This is a genomic window from Corallococcus sp. AB030, from assembly GCF_003668965.1.
Taxonomy (GTDB): domain Bacteria; phylum Myxococcota; class Myxococcia; order Myxococcales; family Myxococcaceae; genus Corallococcus; species Corallococcus exiguus.
Window position 1 is genome coordinate 19,314 of sequence record NZ_RAWQ01000083.1, and the last position, 18,924, is coordinate 38,237.

General features: G+C 71.3%; 17 protein-coding genes. 8 read left to right on the forward strand and 9 right to left on the reverse strand.

All coding sequences use genetic code 11. The annotated features are described in order from the left end of the window. Positions 1-31 precede the first annotated feature (31 nt). Positions 32-2,677: a right-handed parallel beta-helix repeat-containing protein gene (locus D7Y15_RS20435; protein WP_148712822.1), complete on the reverse strand. Its 2,646-nt coding sequence runs from the start codon at positions 2,675-2,677 to the stop codon at positions 32-34. A gap of 138 nt (positions 2,678-2,815) precedes the next feature. Beyond that, on the reverse strand, positions 2,816-3,118 hold the full coding sequence (locus D7Y15_RS20440) for a hypothetical protein (RefSeq protein ID WP_126935083.1): 303 nt from the start codon (positions 3,116-3,118) through the stop codon (positions 2,816-2,818). 142 nt (positions 3,119-3,260) lie between these two features. Here D7Y15_RS20440 and D7Y15_RS20445 point away from each other — a divergent pair, with 142 nt between their 5' ends. Continuing rightward, positions 3,261-3,923 (forward strand): cytochrome b/b6 domain-containing protein, encoded by a 663-nt coding sequence (locus tag D7Y15_RS20445; protein ID WP_121753659.1) that lies wholly within the window; start codon positions 3,261-3,263, stop codon positions 3,921-3,923. Next, positions 3,913-4,611: a molybdopterin-dependent oxidoreductase gene (locus D7Y15_RS20450; protein ID WP_121753660.1), complete on the forward strand. Its 699-nt coding sequence runs from the start codon at positions 3,913-3,915 to the stop codon at positions 4,609-4,611. Before D7Y15_RS20445 ends, D7Y15_RS20450 begins: the two co-directional genes overlap by 11 nt. Before the next feature lie 14 nt (positions 4,612-4,625). Here the strand turns inward: D7Y15_RS20450 and D7Y15_RS20455 are convergent, their stop codons facing one another. Both D7Y15_RS20455 and D7Y15_RS20460 read right to left on the reverse strand, forming a co-directional pair. Further along, the gene (locus tag D7Y15_RS20455; RefSeq protein WP_120581655.1) at positions 4,626-5,060 is read right to left on the reverse strand and encodes a hypothetical protein; all 435 of its coding nucleotides are present in this window, start codon (positions 5,058-5,060) and stop codon (positions 4,626-4,628) included. Between the two features lie 13 nt (positions 5,061-5,073). Further along, a complete protein-coding gene (locus tag D7Y15_RS20460; protein ID WP_120581654.1) occupies positions 5,074-5,862 on the reverse strand; it encodes an alpha/beta fold hydrolase in 789 nt (262 codons plus the stop codon). Positions 5,863-6,062: 200 nt separating this feature from the next. Here D7Y15_RS20460 and D7Y15_RS20465 point away from each other — a divergent pair, with 200 nt between their 5' ends. Then, positions 6,063-6,794 (forward strand): SAM-dependent methyltransferase, encoded by a 732-nt coding sequence (locus D7Y15_RS20465; RefSeq protein ID WP_121753661.1) that lies wholly within the window; start codon positions 6,063-6,065, stop codon positions 6,792-6,794. 39 nt (positions 6,795-6,833) lie between these two features. On the opposite strand, the gene D7Y15_RS20470 is transcribed toward D7Y15_RS20465, so the two are convergent. The 3 genes from D7Y15_RS20470 to D7Y15_RS20480 all read right to left on the reverse strand — a co-directional run bounded on the left by D7Y15_RS20470 (position 6,834) and on the right by D7Y15_RS20480 (position 8,293). Then, a complete protein-coding gene (locus tag D7Y15_RS20470; RefSeq protein WP_121753662.1) occupies positions 6,834-7,235 on the reverse strand; it encodes a hypothetical protein in 402 nt (133 codons plus the stop codon). Beyond that, entirely contained in the window at positions 7,232-7,594 is a 363-nt protein-coding gene (locus D7Y15_RS20475) for a hypothetical protein (RefSeq protein WP_120580531.1), read from the reverse strand. The genes D7Y15_RS20470 and D7Y15_RS20475 overlap by 4 nt, the downstream gene beginning before the upstream one ends. Positions 7,595-7,672: 78 nt before the next feature. After that, positions 7,673-8,293, reverse strand: coding sequence for a hypothetical protein (locus tag D7Y15_RS20480; RefSeq protein ID WP_120580532.1), 621 nt, complete (start codon positions 8,291-8,293; stop codon positions 7,673-7,675). Positions 8,294-8,578: 285 nt separating this feature from the next. Between D7Y15_RS20480 and D7Y15_RS20485 the strand changes: the two genes are divergently transcribed. From D7Y15_RS20485 to D7Y15_RS20495, 3 genes are all read left to right on the forward strand, one after another. Beyond that, positions 8,579-9,934, forward strand: coding sequence for a sensor histidine kinase (locus tag D7Y15_RS20485; RefSeq protein ID WP_121753663.1), 1,356 nt, complete (start codon positions 8,579-8,581; stop codon positions 9,932-9,934). Further along, entirely contained in the window at positions 9,931-10,887 is a 957-nt protein-coding gene (locus D7Y15_RS20490) for a cyclopropane-fatty-acyl-phospholipid synthase family protein (protein WP_120580534.1), read from the forward strand. The genes D7Y15_RS20485 and D7Y15_RS20490 overlap by 4 nt, the downstream gene beginning before the upstream one ends. A gap of 146 nt (positions 10,888-11,033) precedes the next feature. Further along, positions 11,034-11,456, forward strand: a complete 423-nt coding sequence (locus D7Y15_RS20495; protein ID WP_199733940.1) for a hypothetical protein — start codon at positions 11,034-11,036, stop codon at positions 11,454-11,456. 55 nt (positions 11,457-11,511) lie between these two features. Here the strand turns inward: D7Y15_RS20495 and D7Y15_RS20500 are convergent, their stop codons facing one another. Beyond that, on the reverse strand, positions 11,512-12,846 hold the full coding sequence (locus D7Y15_RS20500) for an outer membrane beta-barrel protein (protein ID WP_121753664.1): 1,335 nt from the start codon (positions 12,844-12,846) through the stop codon (positions 11,512-11,514). Positions 12,847-13,131: 285 nt separating this feature from the next. Between D7Y15_RS20500 and D7Y15_RS20505 the strand changes: the two genes are divergently transcribed. Continuing rightward, complete coding sequence (locus D7Y15_RS20505) at positions 13,132-14,382, forward strand: DNA repair exonuclease (protein ID WP_120580536.1); 1,251 nt, start codon at positions 13,132-13,134, stop codon at positions 14,380-14,382. Continuing rightward, positions 14,379-17,579, forward strand: a complete 3,201-nt coding sequence (locus D7Y15_RS46615) for an AAA family ATPase (protein ID WP_121753665.1) — start codon at positions 14,379-14,381, stop codon at positions 17,577-17,579. Before D7Y15_RS20505 ends, D7Y15_RS46615 begins: the two co-directional genes overlap by 4 nt. Here D7Y15_RS46615 and D7Y15_RS20515 read toward each other — a convergent pair whose 3' ends face one another. Next, entirely contained in the window at positions 17,580-18,371 is a 792-nt protein-coding gene (locus tag D7Y15_RS20515) for a DUF695 domain-containing protein (protein WP_121753666.1), read from the reverse strand. Between the last annotated feature and the right edge of the window lie 553 nt (positions 18,372-18,924).

The window sequence follows — 18,924 nt, forward strand, 5'->3', positions numbered from 1 at the left end:
GTCGGTCCACCGCGCGCACGCACGGCGTGGATCAGCGGACCGTCTGCTCCTGGGTCTTGCTCGCGCCGTCGCCCGTCGCCGTGATGGTCAGCGGGCCGGCGGTCGCGGCGCGGATGTAGAAGAGGCCTTCGCGCTGCGAGTTCTTGAGGCTCACCACCGCCACGGGCGCATCCGAGCAATCCGGCAGCAGGTGAAAGGTCGCGCCCGGATCCGACGCGGCCAGGGTCACCTCCGGCACGGACAGCGGAGCCAGGTTGCCCACCAGGTCCCAGCCCTGCACCACCAGCGCCTCCGAGCACGTGTCCACGTCCAGCGTCCGCGCCGGAGTGGCGAAGCCCACCTGGCGGTCCTCGCCCTGCGTCACCACGTCCACGCCGATGGCGGTCTCGTACAGCTCGCTGTTGTACCCGTCACCGCTGATCCGGTTGCGGCTGATGAGGTTCGCGGTCCCGTTGTCCGAGATGGCGGCCTGGTAGACCTGGTTCGTCAGGTCCTCCTTGCTCAGCTCGTTGCCGAGCACCTGGATGTTCTGGGGCGCGGCGGGCGGGTCATAGTCGTTGCCCTCCGCCTGGATCAGGTTGACGCCGACGTCGTTCCCCACCAGTTCGTTGTCCTGGATGAGCAGGTCGTGGCACAGCTCCCGCCCCACGCCGTAGGCCGAGCCACCCACCACCAGGATGCCGGAGCCGTAGTCCGCGGACCGCAGGTCCTCGAACAGGAACGCGTTGCCCTGCACCTCGTTGCCCACCACCTGCCCGGAAGCGCCATACGCGAGCTGGATTCCAGTGCGCGAGATGCGGCTGGTAGGCCCCAAGCCGTCGAGGGTGTTGTCCTCCAGCGTCACCGCCACCCGCCCCTGCACCACCACGCCCACCTTCTGGTAGCCCGTCAGCCGGTTGCCCCGGATGACCACCGGCACCGGCGCGCCTCCCACCGTGCTGTTGCGCACGTCGATGGCGAAGCCCTCCTGGCAGCCGCTGATGGTGCCCTGGTTCAAGTCCTCCACGACCGTGTTCTCGATGGTGCCGCTCGCGTCCTCCAGCAGGATGCCGCGCAGCCGGTCCACGCCCGCGTCACACACGTCCGACAGGTTGCGCGCCGTCACCGTGACGAACCGCACGTTCGCCACCGTGCCCCGGTTGCGCAGCACCGCGCCCTTGTAGTGGTCCCCCGCGCCGTCCTCGGACGCGGTCAGCGTGTGCCCGGCCCCATCGAACGTGAAGCCGTCCGGGATGAACACCGCGCTCTGCACCACGCAGTCCTCGCGCAACGTCACCTGCCCCGGCGACAGGGTGATGGCGCAGGCGGTCTCACCCGGGCCGCAGCGCCGGCCCGTCCAGGTCACCTGGAAGGAATGCCGAGTGCTCGCACCCGAGGCGTTCGTCACCACCAGGTCCACGGTGGGCGTCACGTCCGCCGGCAGGCAGGAGAGCTCCGTCCAGTCCACCGTGCTCGTCGCGCCATTGCCCACCGGCGTACCGAGCGCGCCCACGTTCGACGTCCAGGCGAACGTCATCGCCTCGCCGCGCGGATCCGTCACGTCCACCGTGAACGTCACGCGTTCGCCCGCGAGCGCGCTCTCGGCGGACTGTGACGTGGTCTCCAGGACCGGCGGCGCCTCCGCGCGCACGCACAGGTTCACGAGTTGCTCCGTGCTTCCACCGAAGCCGTCCGTCACGGCGCCCTTCAGCTGACAGCCACAGTCCGTGGGCGCCGCCCCCGGAGTGAAGACGGGCCTGGCCAGGGTGACGTTGTCGAAGGTGCCCTCGCACGTCGCGCTCCAGGCATACGTCAGCACGTCTCCGTCCTCGTCCGTCACCGGCGCCGGGACCTGGAAGGTACTGCCCAACATCACCTGCTGGGGCTCTCCGGCCACGGACGCCACGGGCGCTCGGTTGAACCACGTCTTCCTCAGCGACGCGGGCCCGCGCACGGTGCCCACGCCGAGGTGGAACTGGAGCGTGGACACCGCGCCCTGTGCGTCCGTGACACGCAGGCTGATCAACGCGTCATCCTTGAGGGTCGGGTCGTAGTCGGTGCCAGCATCACCCTCGGTGCCAGCATCGGGGACCGGCGGGCGTGCGGCTGTCCATTCACAGGTCGCGTCCTCGCAGGCGAGCACCCTGCCGGAGGCGGTCCATTCGTAGGTCAGCACACCCTCCTCTTCGTCACTCACCTGCGCGCTCAACGTGACGGTTTCGCCTGGCGCCACGATGGCGCTCTGCGCCCGCACTTCGTGGATGCGTGGCGCATGGTTGGCCAGCCCTGGCGCGCCAGACTCCGGCAGGGGAACCAGGACCACGAGCGCTTCCCCGTACAGGGGCAGCTTCACCCCGGCGTCCGATTTCACGGAGGCCACCACCGTCTTCGCGGAATCCTCGGCGGCCACGGTCAGCTGGATCTCCTCCTCGGGAGACTCCGGCTTCACGACGGCCGACCACGCGATGCGGCCATCCGGATCCGTCGCGGACGTCAGCGCCTTCGACTCCGTGGCGCCCGACGCGTGCGTCACCGAGCCCGTCACCGCGGCGACCGCGGATGACCGGGGCGGCGCGACCACGAGCCGCGCACCACCGGCCAGTGGCGCCGTGAAGGCAGGATCCTCCTCCACGCAACCGAACGTGGTCAGCAGCAACAACCCCACGAGGTGCAACGCACGGGCGGGCTTCAGGGTCACGGCATCCTCGGGGAAGGCGGACGGGAGTGAGAACGATACCGGGTGATTCCCACACGTCCAATCCACGGGGAGCACGGGCCGTGTGCGTCCGGCCCGCCGTCCAATGCCTGCCAGTCCCCCGCGACCCGAGGGCCGGTGCTACGGCAATCCTTGCTCGGCGCTGTACTGCGCGACCCATTCCCCTATCCGGGCAATCACCCGTGCGTGGTCGTTGTCCAGCTCGGGCAGGAGGGCCGCGCCGTACCAGTGCGGGTGATGGCGCAGGTCCGGCCGCTTCGCGAAGACCCACTCCCGGAAGGCGGGATGCTCCGGCGGGTGCCCCAGGTCCTCGCGCGCGCAGTCGTAGGCGAAGATGCACATGAACAGATACGACACGTTGATCGCCTGGTAGTCGGGAGTCCCCACCAGGTACATGCCCGGTCGCTCACACCAGATACGCATCCATGCAATCAGGTGGGTGGGGCGAGCAAAGGGAGCCATCCGGGAAGCCTAATCTCCCCGACGGCGAAGTCCTCTCCCGAGCGTTCACGCCACCCTCCCGCCGCATGGTCTCGCGCAGTGTCGCGGTGCTGCATTCCCCCACGTGCACCCGCCCGAGCCCCGCCGTCCCCAGCCCTGGCCCATCCGGCTCGCACACTGGGCCAACGTGCCGCTGCTCGCCATCCTCGCGGCCAGCGGGCTGCAGATCCTCGCCGCGTATCCGCGCATGGGAACTCGCGGGCGGCCCATCGCGCTCTACCCCTTCCAGGACGCCGTGCCGCCGTCGTGGCTGCGCCTGGGGGACTGGCTCGCGGGAGCGCGCAGCTGGCACTTCGCGTTCGGTTGGTTCCTGGCCCTCAACGGCTTCGTGTACGTGCTCTACCTCGCGCTCAGCGGTGAGTGGCGCCGCCGCCTGTTCCTCCCGCGCCGCGACACGCGCGATGCCGTGGCCACGTTCGCGTACTACCTGCGGCTCCGCCCCGCCCCCGCGCAGTCGGGCCTCTACAACGGGCTCCAGCGGCTGGCGTACACCGCCACGCTGCTCATGGGCGCGCTGTCCGTCCTGTCCGGACTCGCCATCTACAAGCCCGTGCAGCTCCGGTGGCTCACGGCGCTCTTCGGTGGCTACGACCCCGCGCGCTTCGTGCACCTGCTGCTGCTCGCGCTGTTCGCGTTCTTCACCGTGGGCCACGTCGTCCTCGTCGCCCTGCACCCGCGCACCTTCGGGGAGATGATCACCGGCGGGAGGAAGCCTGATGCCCCCTGAGCGCGTCCTCACCCGCCGCCGCGTCCTCCTGGGCGCCGCCGCGCTCGCCACCAACGCGTGCGACTCCCAACGTCCGCGCGCGGGCTTCCTCGGCGTGATGGACCGCTTCAACGAGCGCGCCCAATCCGCCCTCTTCCACCCCGGCCGGCTCGCCCCCGAGGAGTCCATCGAGCAGCTCACCCCGCTCGGAGACTTCCCCCAGTACTTCCTCTCCGACACCGTGCCGCTGGCCCCCGCTGGCTGGACGCTGGAGGTGGGTGGACTCGTGGCCCGCCCGCGCGCCTTCACGCTGGAGGAATTGCAGCGGCTGCCCCGGACCGACTACCGGATCCGCCACCACTGCGTGGAGGGCTGGAGCGCGGTGGCGTCGTGGCACGGCGTGAGCCTCCGCGACCTGGCTCGGGCCGTGGGCGCGGACACACGCGCGGGGTTCGTGGAGTTCCGCTCGTTCGACCAGGGCTACTACTCATCCTGGGACGCTCCGAGCGCGCTGCACCCGCAGACCGTGCTCGCGTACGGCATGAACGGAGCGCCGCTCATCCCCGGCCACGGCGCGCCGCTGCGCCTCTATTCGGGCGTGAAGCTGGGCTACAAGATGGTGAAGTACCTCACCACCGTGCGCTTCCTCCCGGAGGCCACGGGGGGCACCTGGGAGGACCGGGGCTACGAGTGGTTCGCCGGCGTGTAGCCCGTGGGCCTTCTTCAGCGCTTGGAGCTCACGACGCCCGGCAGGAACGGCGTGAAGCCGCGCTTGCGCAGGGCCTCGCGCTCGGCGAGCAGGGCCGCCAGCGCCGCCTCGCGCGTGGGGAAGTGGTTCACCGCGGCGCCGTTGATGACGCCGCTGGTGCTGATGAACATGAGCGTCATCTCGTCGCCGCCATAGCGGTACGAGCGGTGCGTGCCGCGCTCCAGCACCTCGCGGCGCACCTTGCCGAAGGTGCGCCCCGCCGTGTGGCGGACGACGAGCCCATCCAGGTTGATGAGCAGGTCCACGCGGCCGTTGAACTTGGCGAACTGCGCCTCCACGTCGTTCCGCCAGCGCAGCACGTCCTCATCCGTTACCAGGATGCAGTCGGTGAAGTTCGCGGTGACGACGTCGTGCTCGGCGTCGCGTTCGAAGGACATCCCCCAGGCCATGGCATGTCCTCCTTCAGGCCTGCGCGGCGTTGCCCGCGAGGAACGCCGACACCAGCGCGGCCGTCTCCGCCGGACGCTCCACCTGGGGGTAGTGCCCCGGCCCCGGCAGGTGCGTCATGCGCGCGTTCCGGATGAGCCCCACCACCGCCTGCTTGAGGAACACGGGCGGCAGGAACGGATCATCCGTGGCCACCACCAGCGTGGGCGCGGTGATGGCGGACAGCCGGTCCGCGAAGCCTCCCGCCGTCCAGGAATCGAAGCACTGCTCGATGGCGTCCTTCGACACCGCGCCCGAGTCCTTCAGCAGGGCCTCCAGCGACTCCGGAGACAGCTGCTTGCAGGCCAGGCCCAGGATGGTCTTCTGCTTCTCCCGGTCCCCCGCGGAGCCACGGAACAGCCCGGCCGCGTCCGGAGGCAGCGGCAGCCCCGCCGCGGGCACCGTGTTGAGCAACACCAGGCCGCTGACGCGCGCAGGCGCATCCGCCGCCACCCACTTGGCGATCTGCCCGCCCATGCTGTGGCCCACCACCGCGAAGCGCTGCGCCTTCGCGTGGTCCGCCACCGCGAGCACGTCCTTGGCGTACTGCTCCAGCGTGTACCCCGACGCCGGCCGTCCGGACGCCCCGGTGCCCCGATGGTCCGGGACGATGAGCCGCAGGCCGGTCATGTCCAGCTTCTCCAGCATCGAGTCCCACACCGCGCCGGACACCATCCACCCGTGCACCAGCACCACGTCGCGAGGACCGTCCCCCAGGACCCGGTAGTGCAGGGGTGTTCCGTCCGTCGCGTTCGTCGTGGGCATGGGGGGTCTTCCTCCGGGGGGAGATCTGCTGGAAGTCGTTGCTTAAAGGGGAAGCGTAGCAAGCCACGACTGGGGCGTGGCCGTCCACCTGCTCGGGGGTTGCCTGACGGCCAGAGGGGCGAGCTGTCCTGACGGGTAGGTGCGCGGGAGGGAATGAAGGGTGGGAGCGGGTGCGCGCTTACGGCAGACTCGGGTGCGTCATGACGGATGGACGCAGCGGGACGACGGGAGCGAAGCGCACGGTGTACTGCGAGGACGCGCTCGCGTGGCTGGACGCGCGGCCGGTGTTGGAGGGGTGCTCGATGGTGGCGTCGATGCCGGACGTCTCCGAGTTCCCCTCGCTCACGGTGCCCCAGTGGAAGGACTGGTTCGTGGGGGCGGCGGCGAAGGTGTTGTCGCGGGTGCCGGCGGACGGGGTGGCGGTGTTCTACCAGTCCGACGTGAAGAAGGACGGGGCGTGGGTGGACAAGGGCTACCTGGTGTCGAAGGCGGCGGAGGCCGCGGGGTGCGACACGCTCTGGCACAAGGTGGTGTGTCGCCGGACGCCGGGGACGGTGACGTTCGGGAGGCCTGCGTACTCGCACCTGCTGTGTTTCAGCCGGGGGTTGAAGACAGACGCGGCGAAGTCCACGGCGGACGTCTTGCCGGACCCCGGCGAGGTGACGTGGACGCGAGGCATGGGGCTCAACGCGTGCCTGGTGGCGTGCCGCTTCATCCTGGAGCAGACGCGCACGCGAACGGTGGTGGATCCCTTCTGCGGCCACGGCACCGCGCTCGCGGTGGCCAACGCACTGGGTCTGGACGCGGTGGGCGTGGAGCTGAGCCGCAAGCGCGCACGCCGCGCGAGGAACCTCCAGGCCGCGTGGACGGGCGGGAAGCTGGTGCTGTCCAGCGCGGTCGGTGACGGCGAAGAAGACCCGTCGCCGGAGTGATGACTCAGGCGTCGTCCTCGAAGGACGCACGCAAGTGGCTCAGGGGCTGGAACAGCCGCTGGGGCCACTCGGGCGCGCCGAGCCTGACGCCGGCTCGCCCACACCCGCGCCCCTGACGCGCGAGTCCCGGGCGAGCCTTCCGAGGATGACCGCAGGAAGTGGATAGCGCGGCAGACGCTTGACGATGGCTTCCGGCGCTTCGTCTCGCGACACCTGCCCCACGGCGAGCGTGTAGTACCCGAGCACGCGGGGCCAGTCGAGCCGGGTGTCCGGACGGCGCAGCACCCAGGTCCGGCTCACGTCGCGGCGCTGGTTCTGGCCCGCGTCCTGCCGGAAGAAGCGGTTGAGCGCCTCGTGCTCACACTGGAAGCCGCTGGCCGCGTCCTCGCGGGTCAGCGCTTCCGTGAACGGCGCGGGAATGACGGGTGGCTTGCGGCTCAAGGGCGCTCGCGACGGCGGCGGCGGGAGAGCTCGCGCAGCGCGCGCGACGGCTTCGGGGGCGCAGCCACCGCCTTGGCCACCCGGTCGAAGTCCTTCGCGGGCAGGACGATGGACTCCTCGTCCATCGCCTTCCACTCCAACCGGGTCAGCGCCGGAGAGCTGTATTCGCGCAGGGGCTGGCCGGGCTGGAGCGGCACGAAGGCGAGCCGAGAGCCCCGCCGTGCCTCCAGCACCACCTTGTCCAGCAGGCTGATGGCCTCGGTGATGATCTCGGAGACGTCCCCACCCAGCTCGCGCCGCAGCCGTTGGACCTGCTCCATGACCGGGTCGGAAACGGTGGGTTGCAATCGGTGGGACATGGCGAGCACTCCTGATTCACTTCTGATTCGGAAGTGAGTCACTTAGTCCTCACGCCCCGGAGATGCAATCCAGGCCGCTCAGGCCGCCTGGGCTCCGGCGAGCGCCTGGGCCACGTCCTTCTCCAGCTGGGTGAGGAACGTCTCGAACAGGCGCTCCTCCAGCGCGAGCGCGGGCTCCAGCGTCGTGCCCACCTTCGTCAGGCGCTCCGTGCACGCGTCCTCGATGGCGCGGCGGTGGGACTGCTCCTCCACCACCACGCGCCCCAGCTCCTCGCGCACCACCGCGTGCCGCGTGGCCGCCTTGTAGAGCGGATAGAGCACCATCGCCCGGCGCTCCACCACCGACGTGGTGAGCAGGTAGTGCAGGTACACGTCCGTCGTCCCCGTCACGCCCGTCACCCACTCCGCCAGCTGCCGGTCCAACGACTGGAACCACGCCGACGCCGCGCCCACGCTCAGGAACTCCGTCACGTCCTCGCGGCCCGCCACCTCACAGGCCAGCTGCTTGAACGTGAATGCATGCCGCGTCTCGTCCGCCAGGTGCCCCAGCACCTCCAACGACGGGTGCCGGTCCGCCACCGTGCGCGAAATCTTTCGCGCCCCAATGAACTCCAGCAGCGACAACGTGTGCAGCCACCTCACTTCCAACTCGGGAGACTGAGCCAGCTGCCGCAACACCGTCTGGATTCTGTCACGCATGGGGCGCCCCTCTATCGCGCCCCTCACGTCCTCCCAAGCACTGTTGCTCCGGACAGGAGTCATCACCCACCCTGACCGGGAAGACAGGGACGGAGGACTGGCCAACAATGTTCGTGCCCCCGGGTTTGACCGGGAGGGCTCCGCCGCCGTTTGCTTCTCCGTGCCGAGGGCTGTGCCTGGTGCCGGGGGGTTGACCAGCATGCGTCCGTATCGCGGAGACCTGCATCCGTCCGGGCACCGTCCAGCCCGCGCCGCCGTGTCGCGGTCCGGCACCGGAGCGCGCGCATGAAGGCCCTGCCCCTGTCCTCCATCCAGGGAGTGACGGCCTTCCGCCATTGGATGCGCGCCCAGGACGCGGGCCGGCTCCTCGCGTCCCTGCGCGTGCGCCCCCTCGCGGGCCACCTCCTCCGGGGCTCCGCGCTCGTGGGCGCCGTCGCTTGGGCCCCCGTCGTCCACTCCTTCTTCGCCGTGCCCTTCACGCCCGCGCTCGCGTGCTTCCTGCCCGGCGCCGTCCACCGCGTCGCCTTCGCCTGCGCGCACGCACGCCACCGGCGCGTGGGAGCCGTGAGCTGGCTCGCGTGGCTGCCGGGCCTGGCGCTGGAGCACTTCTTCCTCGCGGGCCTCACCGCGCTCGCCGCGCCTCGCGGGGCGCTCGTCCTCGGCGTGCTGCTCATCGGCACCTCCGCGGTGCACGGCCGGCGCTACCGGGTGACCTGGCGCGAGCCCTTCCTCATGGTCGGCACGCTCGTGGCCCTGCTGGGCGCGGCGGCCCTGGCGTGGCACTCCCAGAACGGGCTGCTCCTCGCCGTCATGGGGCCCGCGGCGCTGGTCGCGCAGCTGTACCTGGGCTCGCTCGCCATGCGCTACGACCAGGCCCGCGCGGACGCGGACCGCCTGCGCGCCGCCGTGCACGCGCAGCTCGTGGAGCAGCAGGAGCGCGACGTGGGCCGCCTCACCCAGGCCATGGCGGAAATCCTCGGCCACCACCAGGGCATGGACCAGGTGCTGCACGACGCGGGCACCGCCGCGGACATGATGAAGGCCTTCGGCACGCAGCGTAGCGCGCTCGCGCGCACCGGCTTCGAGGACCAGTCCCGCCAGCTCCAGGACAGCCTTCGACAGCTCCAGGAGATGGTGAAGGAGGTGCGCGCCAAGAGCCGCCGCTTCGCCGGCACGGAGCCGGAGGCCGTGGACCTGGGGCTGGTGCTGGAGTCCGTGCAGGCCCAGGTGTCCCTGCGCTTCCCCGACGTGGACATCCACGTGGAGATGCAGATGTCACGGCCGCCTCGCGCGCTCCTGCGCGGTGGGCCGCTCACGCTGCGCCGGGTGGTGGAGAACCTGGTTGTCAACGCATGCGAGGGCAATGGCGAACAGGGTGCTTCCCGGGTCTTCATCCGGGCACGCACCGAACCGCTCAGCGGACGCCTGGAGGTGGAGATCGAGGACGACGGACCCGGCTTCCCTCCGGAGCGTCTCAACGCGCCCGCGGAGGAGCTCTACACGACCAAGTCCCAGGGCACGGGGCTGGGCCTCTACACCAGCGAGTGCCTGCTCCGCGCCAGCGGAGGACTGCTGCACCGGCACAACGGACCGGGAGGCGGCGCCCTGCTCCGCATCCTGCTGCCCCGGGAGTACCCATGAAGCCCCTCAGCGCCTTCACTCCGACGCCGTCCACGACCCTGACGCGCGGGCGCGCCGCGAATGAAGCGGTGGCCCCGTCCAGCGGCCCGGTCCTGCTCACCTCGTTCGACGTGCGCGCCTACCATGAAGCCCTCGCCGCGCGCGGACTCGCCCGCCAGGGCACGAACCCCCGCGTGTACTGCCACACGGGATTGGTGGACCGGCTGCCTCCGCCCGGCACGCCGGGGCCGGAGCTGCGCGAGCGGCTGAGGGACTCGCAGGAAGCGATGCTCGTGGAGCTGGCGCGCGCCATGGGCCCCTTCCCTGATGGCGGCGAGGTGCTCGACGTGGGCAGCGTCCTGGGCGGCAGCGCGCTGTACTGGGCCCAGGAGCACCGCGCGCGCGTGACGGCGATGGTGACCGTGCCCACGCACCTGGAGCAGGTGCGCCGCTTCGCGCACGAGGCGGGCATGGGCGCGCACGTGCAGGTCCGGCTGTGTACGGGCGAGCCGCCCCGGCCCCGCGAGTGCTACGACGCCGTCATCGCCGTGGAGAACACCTGCGCCCTGCCCCGCGCGGAGTGGCTGCGCGGCATGCACGCCCGGCTCAAGCCCGGCGGAGTGCTCGCCATCGCGGACTGCTTCTGGGTGCGGCCCGACGCCGTGCATCCCTCCGAGAACGCGTGGAGCCGGCACCTGGGCAGCGTGAACGCGTTCCTCGCCGACGCGCGCGAGGCGGGCCTGGAGCTGGAGGCGCATGACGACGTGTCCGCGCGAGCGGTGGGCTTCTGGACGCTGAGCTCGGAGCTGCGCGTCCATGAGCACCTGGCCCGCGCGCCCACGGACGCACACAGCCTGCGCGCCGCGCTCAACGCCGTGCGCGCCGAGTCACGCCGCGAGCACCTGTGGCTGCAACAGGGCCTGCTGGATGGCGGGCTGGAGTACGCGCTGCTCGTGCTGCGCCGCGAGGCTTGATCCATTGCCCCTGGGCAGGCGGCCTGGCGGGCCCCTGCCCCATGGCACGAGGAGAGGGCGGCCTGGCGGCATGCAGCCCTCGGACGATGTCCCTGCGTCGCCCCACCCCCAGCCTTGGGTTCGTCACACCAACACGGGGGTCGAGCATGAAGGGTTTCACGCGATGGATGGTGCTGGGGGCGGTGGCGGGCGCGATGGCCCTGACCGGGTGCCAGAGCAAGGACCGCTCGCAGGAGAGCATGGGCGGCGGGACGGGAGGCTCCGGAAGCACCCAGGGCACCCAGGGCACCCAGGGCACCCAGGGCACCGAGCCTGGCATGGGCACGGGGCATGAACAGAGCCCGAGCCAGGGCGAAGGTTCGACGATGGATCAGGGCACGGGCGGAGCCGGCTACGACGCGGGCACGGGCGGATCCGGCTACGACTCAGGCACGGGCGGATCCGGCTACGACTCAGGCACGGGCGGCTCCGGCATGGAGCCTGGCTCCGGCATGGAGGGCTCCGGTGGCTCGAACGACACCACCGGCGGCAACACCGGATCCGGCTCGGTCCCCGAGCCTACCCGCTAGGCCTTGAGCCTCGGGGCGGCGCGGGCGTGACCGGATGGCGCGCCCGCGCCCTTCCTCAAATCTTCACCATCAACGCGCCGGTGAGGCGGCTCTCCGTCTTCACCAGGTCGGGGCTCCAGCCGTCCACGAGCGAGCCCGGCGCGCCCTGGTTGCCACCGGGCGGCGTGACGCCTCCGCGTCCGGAGAAGTAGGGCACGCTGGCGGCGCGGTGGTTGAACTCCACGCGGAAGGTGATGAACGGCTGGGGGATGACGTCCGCGGCCACCTGGAAGTCCCAGGCGCGGTAGCGGTCGCCCGGGTTCGCGGTGAAGTACGGCGTGCCGGAGGCCGCGGTCGTCCCGTTGATGGGCGGCAGCAGCACCAGGTAGCGCCCGGGGTTGGTGATGGCGCCACCGCCCACGGTCAGCGCCAACCGGTCCTGGAGGAACCATGCGCGGTGGTACGCCATGAACCCCAGGAAGTACTGCGACCCGCAGTCCACGCCGCCGCCGAACTCACAGCCCGCGTCGAGCGTGAGTGACGCCGCCGCCTTGCTGACGAAGCCGCCCGGCGCGTCGTGGTACTTCACCATCACGCTGTCGTCGGTGTGCACGCGCGTGCGGCCCGGATTCCCCAGCGTGTCCGAGCCGTAATACTGATTGCCCACCACCGACAGCCAGCCCGTGGGACGCCACAGCACCTGCCCGCCCACGCCGTAGCCGTCGTTGAAGCGGCCATACGACTGCCAGCCGTTCACGAGCCACGGCTCAATCTTGAGCGTGTCGCTGACGAAGATTTGAGCGCGCACGCCGTTGAAGAACCACGGCGTGTTCGACGACACGTAGGACGGCTGGTAGGTCCAGTTGTCCGCGTTGTAGTAGCTCCACAAGCCGATGTAGCTCATGAAGATGCCGGCCTGCAGGTTGATGCCTCGCAGCGCATCGAAGTGGTAGCCGCCGTAGGCCTCGGAGACGTAGCGGTAGGCGTTGTCCAGGTTCCACTGGCCACGCGTAGGGCTCGCGTCGTTGCGCGGCGTGGTCTGCGAGTACATGCCGAACTGGGTCATCAAGCGGCCCATGACGTTCTTGTAGAGAAAGTCCCCGCCGATGCCGAGCTGCGTGACCTGCACCTCGCCGTGGCGGAACACCTCACTGGATCCGGAGAGCGTGTCGTCCCGCGGGCGGTTGAAGCTGTAGTGGTACGCCGTATCCAGACGGAACTCGCCGGTGAACGGGCCGAAGCTGAGTGGCTTCTCGCTGGCGCCCGCGTTGCCGGGCAGCCAGGAGAAGTCCGCGAAGGCCAGCGGCGCGGGGCGCGCGTCTGACTGCGCATGCGCGCGCGGTGCGAGCAACAGCACGGCGAGCGCGGGTAGGAATGGGAGGTGGGGCAGCCAGGAGGTGACGGGTCTCATGGCCGGGCCGGATTGCAGCCGTCGTACCCGAGGGCGAAACGCGCGGGACTCCAGGAACCCCGCGAGGTTGGCGAAGAGGTGCGGGCCCTCGCGTCGTGCGAAATGCAGGATGTGCGTGCGGGACTTCGCGCGAAGCGCAAGAGGGCTGGACGCGCATCCAACGCGGCGGATTTTCACCCGTGGACTTCCCATAGGACCCAGGGGCATGCCCTGTGTCCACCGGCGCATCCCACCTGGGGGTGGAAAATCGGGAGGAGGGCGGGACTCGGGTACGGTGCCCGCACGATGCGCTTCTCCTTCGTGCACGCCGCGGATCTCCATCTGGACACTCCGTTCCGGGGCGTGGCCACGCACGGCCCGCTCCTGGAGCGCTTCCAGCAGTCCACCTTCCATGCACTCGCGCGCATCGTGGACGTGTGCCTGCGCGAGCGCGTGACGTTCCTGCTGCTGGCCGGGGACCTGTTCGACGTGAAGGACCGCTCGGTGCGCGCGCGGCTGGCGCTGCGCACGGAGCTGTCGCGGCTGGACCGCGCGGGCATCCAGACCTTCATCGTGCACGGCAACCATGATCCGCTGAGCGGCGACACCGGCACGCTGGGTCTGCCCGCGTCGGTGAAGGTGTTCGGTCCGGAGTGGGAGGACGTGGAGGTGCGACGCGAGGGCCGGCGCCTGTGTCACGTGCAGGGCGTTTCCTATCCGGACGTGGAGGTGCGCGAGAACCTGTCCGCGAGATTCCGCCGCACCGGCGAGCACTTCAGCGTGGGCCTGTTGCACGCGAACCTGGGCGGCGACGCGGGCCACGCGAACTACGCGCCCTGCACCGCCGCGGACCTGGCGGCGGGAGGACTGGACTACTGGGCCCTGGGCCACGTGCACACGCGCGCGGAGCACCTGCTGCCCGGAGGCGGCGTGGCGGTGTACCCGGGCAACCCGCAGGGCCGGCACGTCCACGAGACGGGCGAGCGCGGCTGCGTGGTGGTGGACGTGGAGGACGGCGTCGCGCGCAGGCGCTTCGTGCCGGTGGACCGCGTGCGCTGGCATCGGCTGGACGTGCCGCTCGCGGGCGTCACGTCGCTGGACATGCTCCAAGCCGTGGCCACGGAGGTGGTGGAGTCGCGCTGCGCGGAGGACTTCGACGGGCACGCGGTGCGCCTCACGCTGGCTGGACGCGGCCCGCTGCATCGGGAGCTCGTGCGGCCGGGAGCGAGGACGCAGCTGGAGTCGGACCTGCGCGAGCGGTTGGCACGCGCGCATCCGCCGGTGCTGCTGGAGTCGCTGCGCGATGGCAGCCGGCCGGAGGTGGACCTGGAGGCGGTGCGCGCCGGAGGCGGCTTCCTGGGCACGCTGCTGGAGGAGGCGCAGGCGCTGACCCATGACGACGCGGCGCTCGCGTCGCTGTGGGACGACGAGGACCTGACGACGCTGGGGCAGCGGCTCAAGCGGCTGGGCGTGGATGCGCTGGAGACGCCCCGGCCGGAGCTGGTGGCGCAGGCGGGCCAGCGCGGCGTGGAGCAACTCCACGAGGAGGCATCATGAAGCCGGGCCTGCGCATCAACCGCTTCCAGGTGGACGGCTTCGGGCACTTCCGCGGGTACTCGGGGACGCCGGGGCCGGGGCTCACGCTGCTGTACGGCCCCAACGAGGCGGGCAAGAGCACGCTGCTGGCGTTCCTGCGCGGCGTGCTGTTCGGCTTCGAGAAGCGCGGCCAGCCGGAGCGCTACGAACCGGAGGGCGCGCTCTTCGGCGGCGAGCTGTGGCTGGAGACAGCCTCCGGCCCGCTGGTGGTGCAGCGACACGGCGGCAAGCGCGCGTCGGAGGGCACGCTCACGGTGCGCGGCCTGGATGGACAGCCGCTGCCGGAGACGCTGCTCGACCAGGCGCTGGCGGACGTGCCGCGCGAGCTGTTCTTCGAGGTGTTCGCCTTCCGCCTGGATGAGCTGTCCTCGTTCCAGCGGCTCGCGCGGCAGCGCGGCGTGTCGGAGGCGCTGTTCGCCGCGGGCATGCAGGGCGCGCGCAGGTTGCCGGAGGCGGTGGAGCGGCTGCGCAAGGACGCCGAAGCGCTGTACGCGCCGCGCGGGCAGAAGCCCGAGCTGAACCGCGTGATGAAGGACCTGGAGGAGGTACAGCAGGCGCTGCGCGAAGCGGGAGACCGGCCCGCGCTCTACTTCTCCACGCGCGACCAGCTGGCGGAGCGCATCGCGGAGGGCCACGCGCTGGAGGTGGCGCGCAAGCACACCGAGCATGAGCTGGACCACGCCTCGCGGCTGGAGTCCGCGCTGAGTGACCTGACGGTGCTCGCGCGCGACCGGGCGGAGCTGGCCACGCTGCCGGTGCTGGACACCTTCCCGCCGGGCGCGGAGACACGGCTGGAGGACGTGCTCCAGCGGCGCAAGACGTACCGCGCCCAGCAGGCACAGCTGCACGAAAGGCTCGCGCCCATCGAAGAGGCACGGGAGCGGCTGGCGGCCCCCTGGCCCGTGCGCGAACGCGCGGAGTCCCTGCGCACCGCGCTGGCCACATACTCCGGACACTCCGAACAGCTTCGCTCGCTGCCCGCGCGCAGGGCGTCGCTCACGTCGCGGCGGCGGCAGCTGGAGCAGTCGCTGGGAGAGCTGGGGCTCGCGGTGGACGCGGGCGGATTGCTCGCGCTGGACCTGGGCGCGCGGGCGCGCGGAGAACTGGAGTCTCTCGCGGGGAGGCTGGACGCGGCGGATACAGCGCTCGCGCAGGCGGAGTCGGAGCAGGCGCGCACGCGCGAGGAACGGGCGCGACTGGAGACGACGCTGGGGCGGGTCCAGGCGGAGCTGACCGCGCTGCCCGAGACGCGGCCCGCGCAGGTGCGGCAGCGGCAGGCGGCGGTGGGACGGATGCGCGCGGTGCGCGGAGACCTGGAGCGGCTGGCCGAGCAGCGGCTGGAGCAGCGCCGCCAGATGGACGGCGTGCGGGCGCCCACGGACGCGGTGCCGCTGCGCTCGCTGGTGCCGCTGTCGTGGGTGGTGTCGGCGGCGCTCGTGGCGCTGGGGTTCGCGGCGCTCGCGGCGTGGATCGCGGGTCCGTCGGTGGGCGTGCTGTGCGCGGTGGGCGGCCTGCTGCTCGTGGGGTTGCTGCTGCTCGTGCGCCACCGCGTGGAGACGGCGCGCAAGGCCAGCCTGGAGGCACAGGCGGCGCGGCACCGCTGGCGGCAGCAGGAGGAGGAGCGGTTCCGCTCGGCGCAGGCGGCGATGAGCGCGCGCGAGGAACTGCTCCAGCGCGAGCTGTTGAACGCCTCCGGAGCAGCGGGACTGTCCCCGGGCGCGTCGCTGTCGGACCTGGCCGCGCAGGAGTCGCTGCTCGCGGAGCAGCTGACGCAGGCCGAGCGGCGCGAGCTGCTGGTGCGCGAGGAGGACACGCTGCGCACGGCCTGGGACGCGGCGGTGCGAGACGACCAGCGCGTGGAGGAGGCACGGCTGCGCGCGAGCCAGCGCGAGGAGGTGCTGCGCGAGGAGTGGATGGCGTTCCTGGTGGCGCGCCGCTTCCCGGAGGCCCTCTCCGCGGCGTCGGCGCTGACGCTCTGGCTCGACGCCGCGGCGCTGCGGCAGCGGCTGCTGGACCTGCGCACGGACGAGGAGGAGTTCACGGTGGCGGAGGCCGCGTGCGACGCGGTGACGACGCGGCTGTTGCAGGAAGCGCGGGCCGCGGGCATGCCCCCGGGACAGGCGGAGACGGTGGCCGCGCGAGTGTCCGTGGCGCTGGAGGAGGTGCGCTCGAGGGCGGCCGACCAGCGGCACCTGGACGGTCAGCGCGGCGAGCTGCTGGCGGAGAAGGCGCGGTTGGATCAGCTGGCGCTGGACGAAGACCAGGCGTGGGAGGCGCTGCTCACGGAAGGCGGCTGCCAGGACGAAGCCACCTTCCGCCGCCGCGCGGTGCAGGCGCGCAGGTACGCGGAGCTGGCGGCCCGGGTGCGCGAGCACGTCCAGCGGGTGCAGGCACTCACCGGCCTGGGTGAGAACGCGGCACACGAGGAGGTACACGCTGCGGGCGGTGAGACGGGCCTGAAGGAACAGCTCGCCACGCTGCGCGAGCGCCACAAGGCCGAGGGCGAGCGCCACAAGGCCGTGCTCACGGAGCAGGGCAGCCTGAAGACGCAGCTGTCGCAGTGGGAGAACGACGACCGCGTGTCGCGGCTGCGCATCCAGGAGGAGACGCTGCGGGCGAAGGCGGCGGAGCTGGCCACGCGCTACGCGGCGGACCGGCTGACGCTGGCGTTGCTCGGAAGGGCGCGCCGCAGGTTCGAGGAGGAGCAGCAGCCGCGCGTCATCCAACTGGCGAGCGAGCTGTTCTCCGAGCTGACGGCGGGGCGCTACCGCCGCGTCTTCATCCCGGCCGGGGACGCGCGCGAGCTGCGGGTGAGCGACGGAGCCAGGGACTGGAGCGCGGAGCAGCTGTCCCGGGGCACGCGCGAGCAGCTGTTCCTCGCGTTCCGGCTGGCCGTCATCCGCGACTTCGGAGAGACGCGAGGCGCGCTGCCGCTCATCACGGACGACGTGCTGGTGAACTTCGATCCGGAGCGGGCCCGAGGCGCGGTGCGGCTCTTCGCGAAGCTGGCGGAAGCCCACCAGGTCATCGCCTTCACCTGCCACCCGTGGCTGCGCGAACTGTTCGAAGCGGAAGGCGCCCACGTCCTGGAGCTGCCCGGCGCCACGAAGTCCCCCCGAGAAGGCGCACAACCGTTACGGGTGGTCTCCAGCGGTTGACTAGAAGTCCTCCGACAGGAGCAGGCAGTCCCAGCCGTCATACGTGCCGTAGTGCGCTTCTACGATGTCGTGGATCTCCTCGGCCACCGCGTCCACCCGCGCATCGTCCACGGTGTCCACCCGGTGGAAGTCCAGGCGGTACCTCAGCCCGGGCATGCGTCCGGCCACGGGAACGAGCTGCCACCGGAAGCCCTGGAACCCCAGGTCCCGCAGCCGGGCCTCCACGTCCTTCGCCAGTGGCTCCCACGGGAAGTACGCGCGGTGGTCCACCTTCCGGGCCACGTCCAACAGATCCCCCTCCGCTCGAAGGAGCGCGACCCGCTGGCGGTTCATCCTCACCTGCCACTGCAAGGGCGACGGGAAGAGCGTCCGGAGATACGCCGTCCAGCGGGGGTCCCGCGTCCGCGCCACGCCCACGTCATAGGCCCCCTGATGGGCCTGCACGAGAGGCCGCACCTGCTCCGCCGTGACGGACTTCGGGCCATACAGGCAGACGACCTGCGCGCCCTGCGCCACCAGGTGCCCGACCAGCAGCAGCCCCAGGGGACGCAAACACGCCTCCAGCGCGTCCTGCACCGCGAGCACCGCGTCCTTCTCATCGCTGTCCCGGAGCCCGTTCGACATCGGGTTCTTCAAGGGGAGGGACAGCTGCCAGAGCACGGGGTGGCTGGCCATCGGCGCGAGCCGGTTGGCACCCAGGTCAATCCACACGGTCTGCGGCCCCTGCGTGGACCACCGGAAGTAGTCCTCGAAGGATTCACTCCAGGGCTTCTCGGAGGACGGAGCGTTCATGCCGGGCAAGTCCAACCTCCAGAGGTCGTGGGCCGGTCGATCTCGCGCCCCCGCGCGGATCCAGACTCTAGCGCACAAAAAAATACTGGGAGCGCGCCCCCTCGACGCGCTCCCAGTAACTCAACCCCTCCCCCGAGGGGTCCCCCTCTCGGATGCGGCCCCCAAAGCTCCGCGTCCGTCCTGCTTTTCCTTCAAGACGTCGACTACCGAAAACCTTGAGTCCCGGAAGATCGACCCCCGAAACCCTTTCCCCCTCTGCCCGGTCCGCTCTGCGTCCCGAGCCCTTGGACCCTGGTGGCTCTGCCCCCAGCATCCCCACCTCGCCTTCAATACGTCGGCCGCGAAAAACCTTGGTTCGGTCCTGTTTTTTTCCGCCGCCCCCCTCTGACGCGGCCGGACGGACGGCCCTCCCCGGGGCGCCTGCGTCGGCGCTGCTGCTACAGTCGCCCACCCTGGAGGGGCGCCATGAAGAAGACGTCGGCGGTGGTCATTGGAGGAGTCGTGCTCGCGCTCCTCATCGGAGCCGGGGTCTTCTGGTGGCAGCGCCCCACTC

Excerpts from the sequence above, each read along its gene's own strand:
- D7Y15_RS20465 (WP_121753661.1), top strand. The coding sequence starts at position 6,063 with ATGACGGATGGACGCAGCGGGACGACGGGAGCGAAGCGCACGGTGTAC.
- D7Y15_RS20485 (WP_121753663.1), top strand. The coding sequence starts at position 8,579 with ATGAAGGCCCTGCCCCTGTCCTCCATCCAGGGAGTGACGGCCTTCCGC.
- D7Y15_RS20440 (WP_126935083.1), bottom strand. The coding sequence starts at position 3,118 with ATGCGTATCTGGTGTGAGCGACCGGGCATGTACCTGGTGGGGACTCCC.
- D7Y15_RS20505 (WP_120580536.1), top strand. The coding sequence starts at position 13,132 with ATGCGCTTCTCCTTCGTGCACGCCGCGGATCTCCATCTGGACACTCCG.
- D7Y15_RS20500 (WP_121753664.1), bottom strand. The coding sequence starts at position 12,846 with ATGAGACCCGTCACCTCCTGGCTGCCCCACCTCCCATTCCTACCCGCG.
- D7Y15_RS20480 (WP_120580532.1), bottom strand. The coding sequence starts at position 8,293 with ATGCGTGACAGAATCCAGACGGTGTTGCGGCAGCTGGCTCAGTCTCCC.
- D7Y15_RS20460 (WP_120581654.1), bottom strand. The coding sequence starts at position 5,862 with ATGCCCACGACGAACGCGACGGACGGAACACCCCTGCACTACCGGGTC.
- D7Y15_RS20450 (WP_121753660.1), top strand. The coding sequence starts at position 3,913 with ATGCCCCCTGAGCGCGTCCTCACCCGCCGCCGCGTCCTCCTGGGCGCC.
- D7Y15_RS20490 (WP_120580534.1), top strand. The coding sequence starts at position 9,931 with ATGAAGCCCCTCAGCGCCTTCACTCCGACGCCGTCCACGACCCTGACG.
- D7Y15_RS46615 (WP_121753665.1), top strand. The coding sequence starts at position 14,379 with ATGAAGCCGGGCCTGCGCATCAACCGCTTCCAGGTGGACGGCTTCGGG.
- D7Y15_RS20475 (WP_120580531.1), bottom strand. The coding sequence starts at position 7,594 with ATGTCCCACCGATTGCAACCCACCGTTTCCGACCCGGTCATGGAGCAG.
- D7Y15_RS20495 (WP_199733940.1), top strand. The coding sequence starts at position 11,034 with ATGAAGGGTTTCACGCGATGGATGGTGCTGGGGGCGGTGGCGGGCGCG.
- D7Y15_RS20515 (WP_121753666.1), bottom strand. The coding sequence starts at position 18,371 with ATGAACGCTCCGTCCTCCGAGAAGCCCTGGAGTGAATCCTTCGAGGAC.
- D7Y15_RS20455 (WP_120581655.1), bottom strand. The coding sequence starts at position 5,060 with ATGGCCTGGGGGATGTCCTTCGAACGCGACGCCGAGCACGACGTCGTC.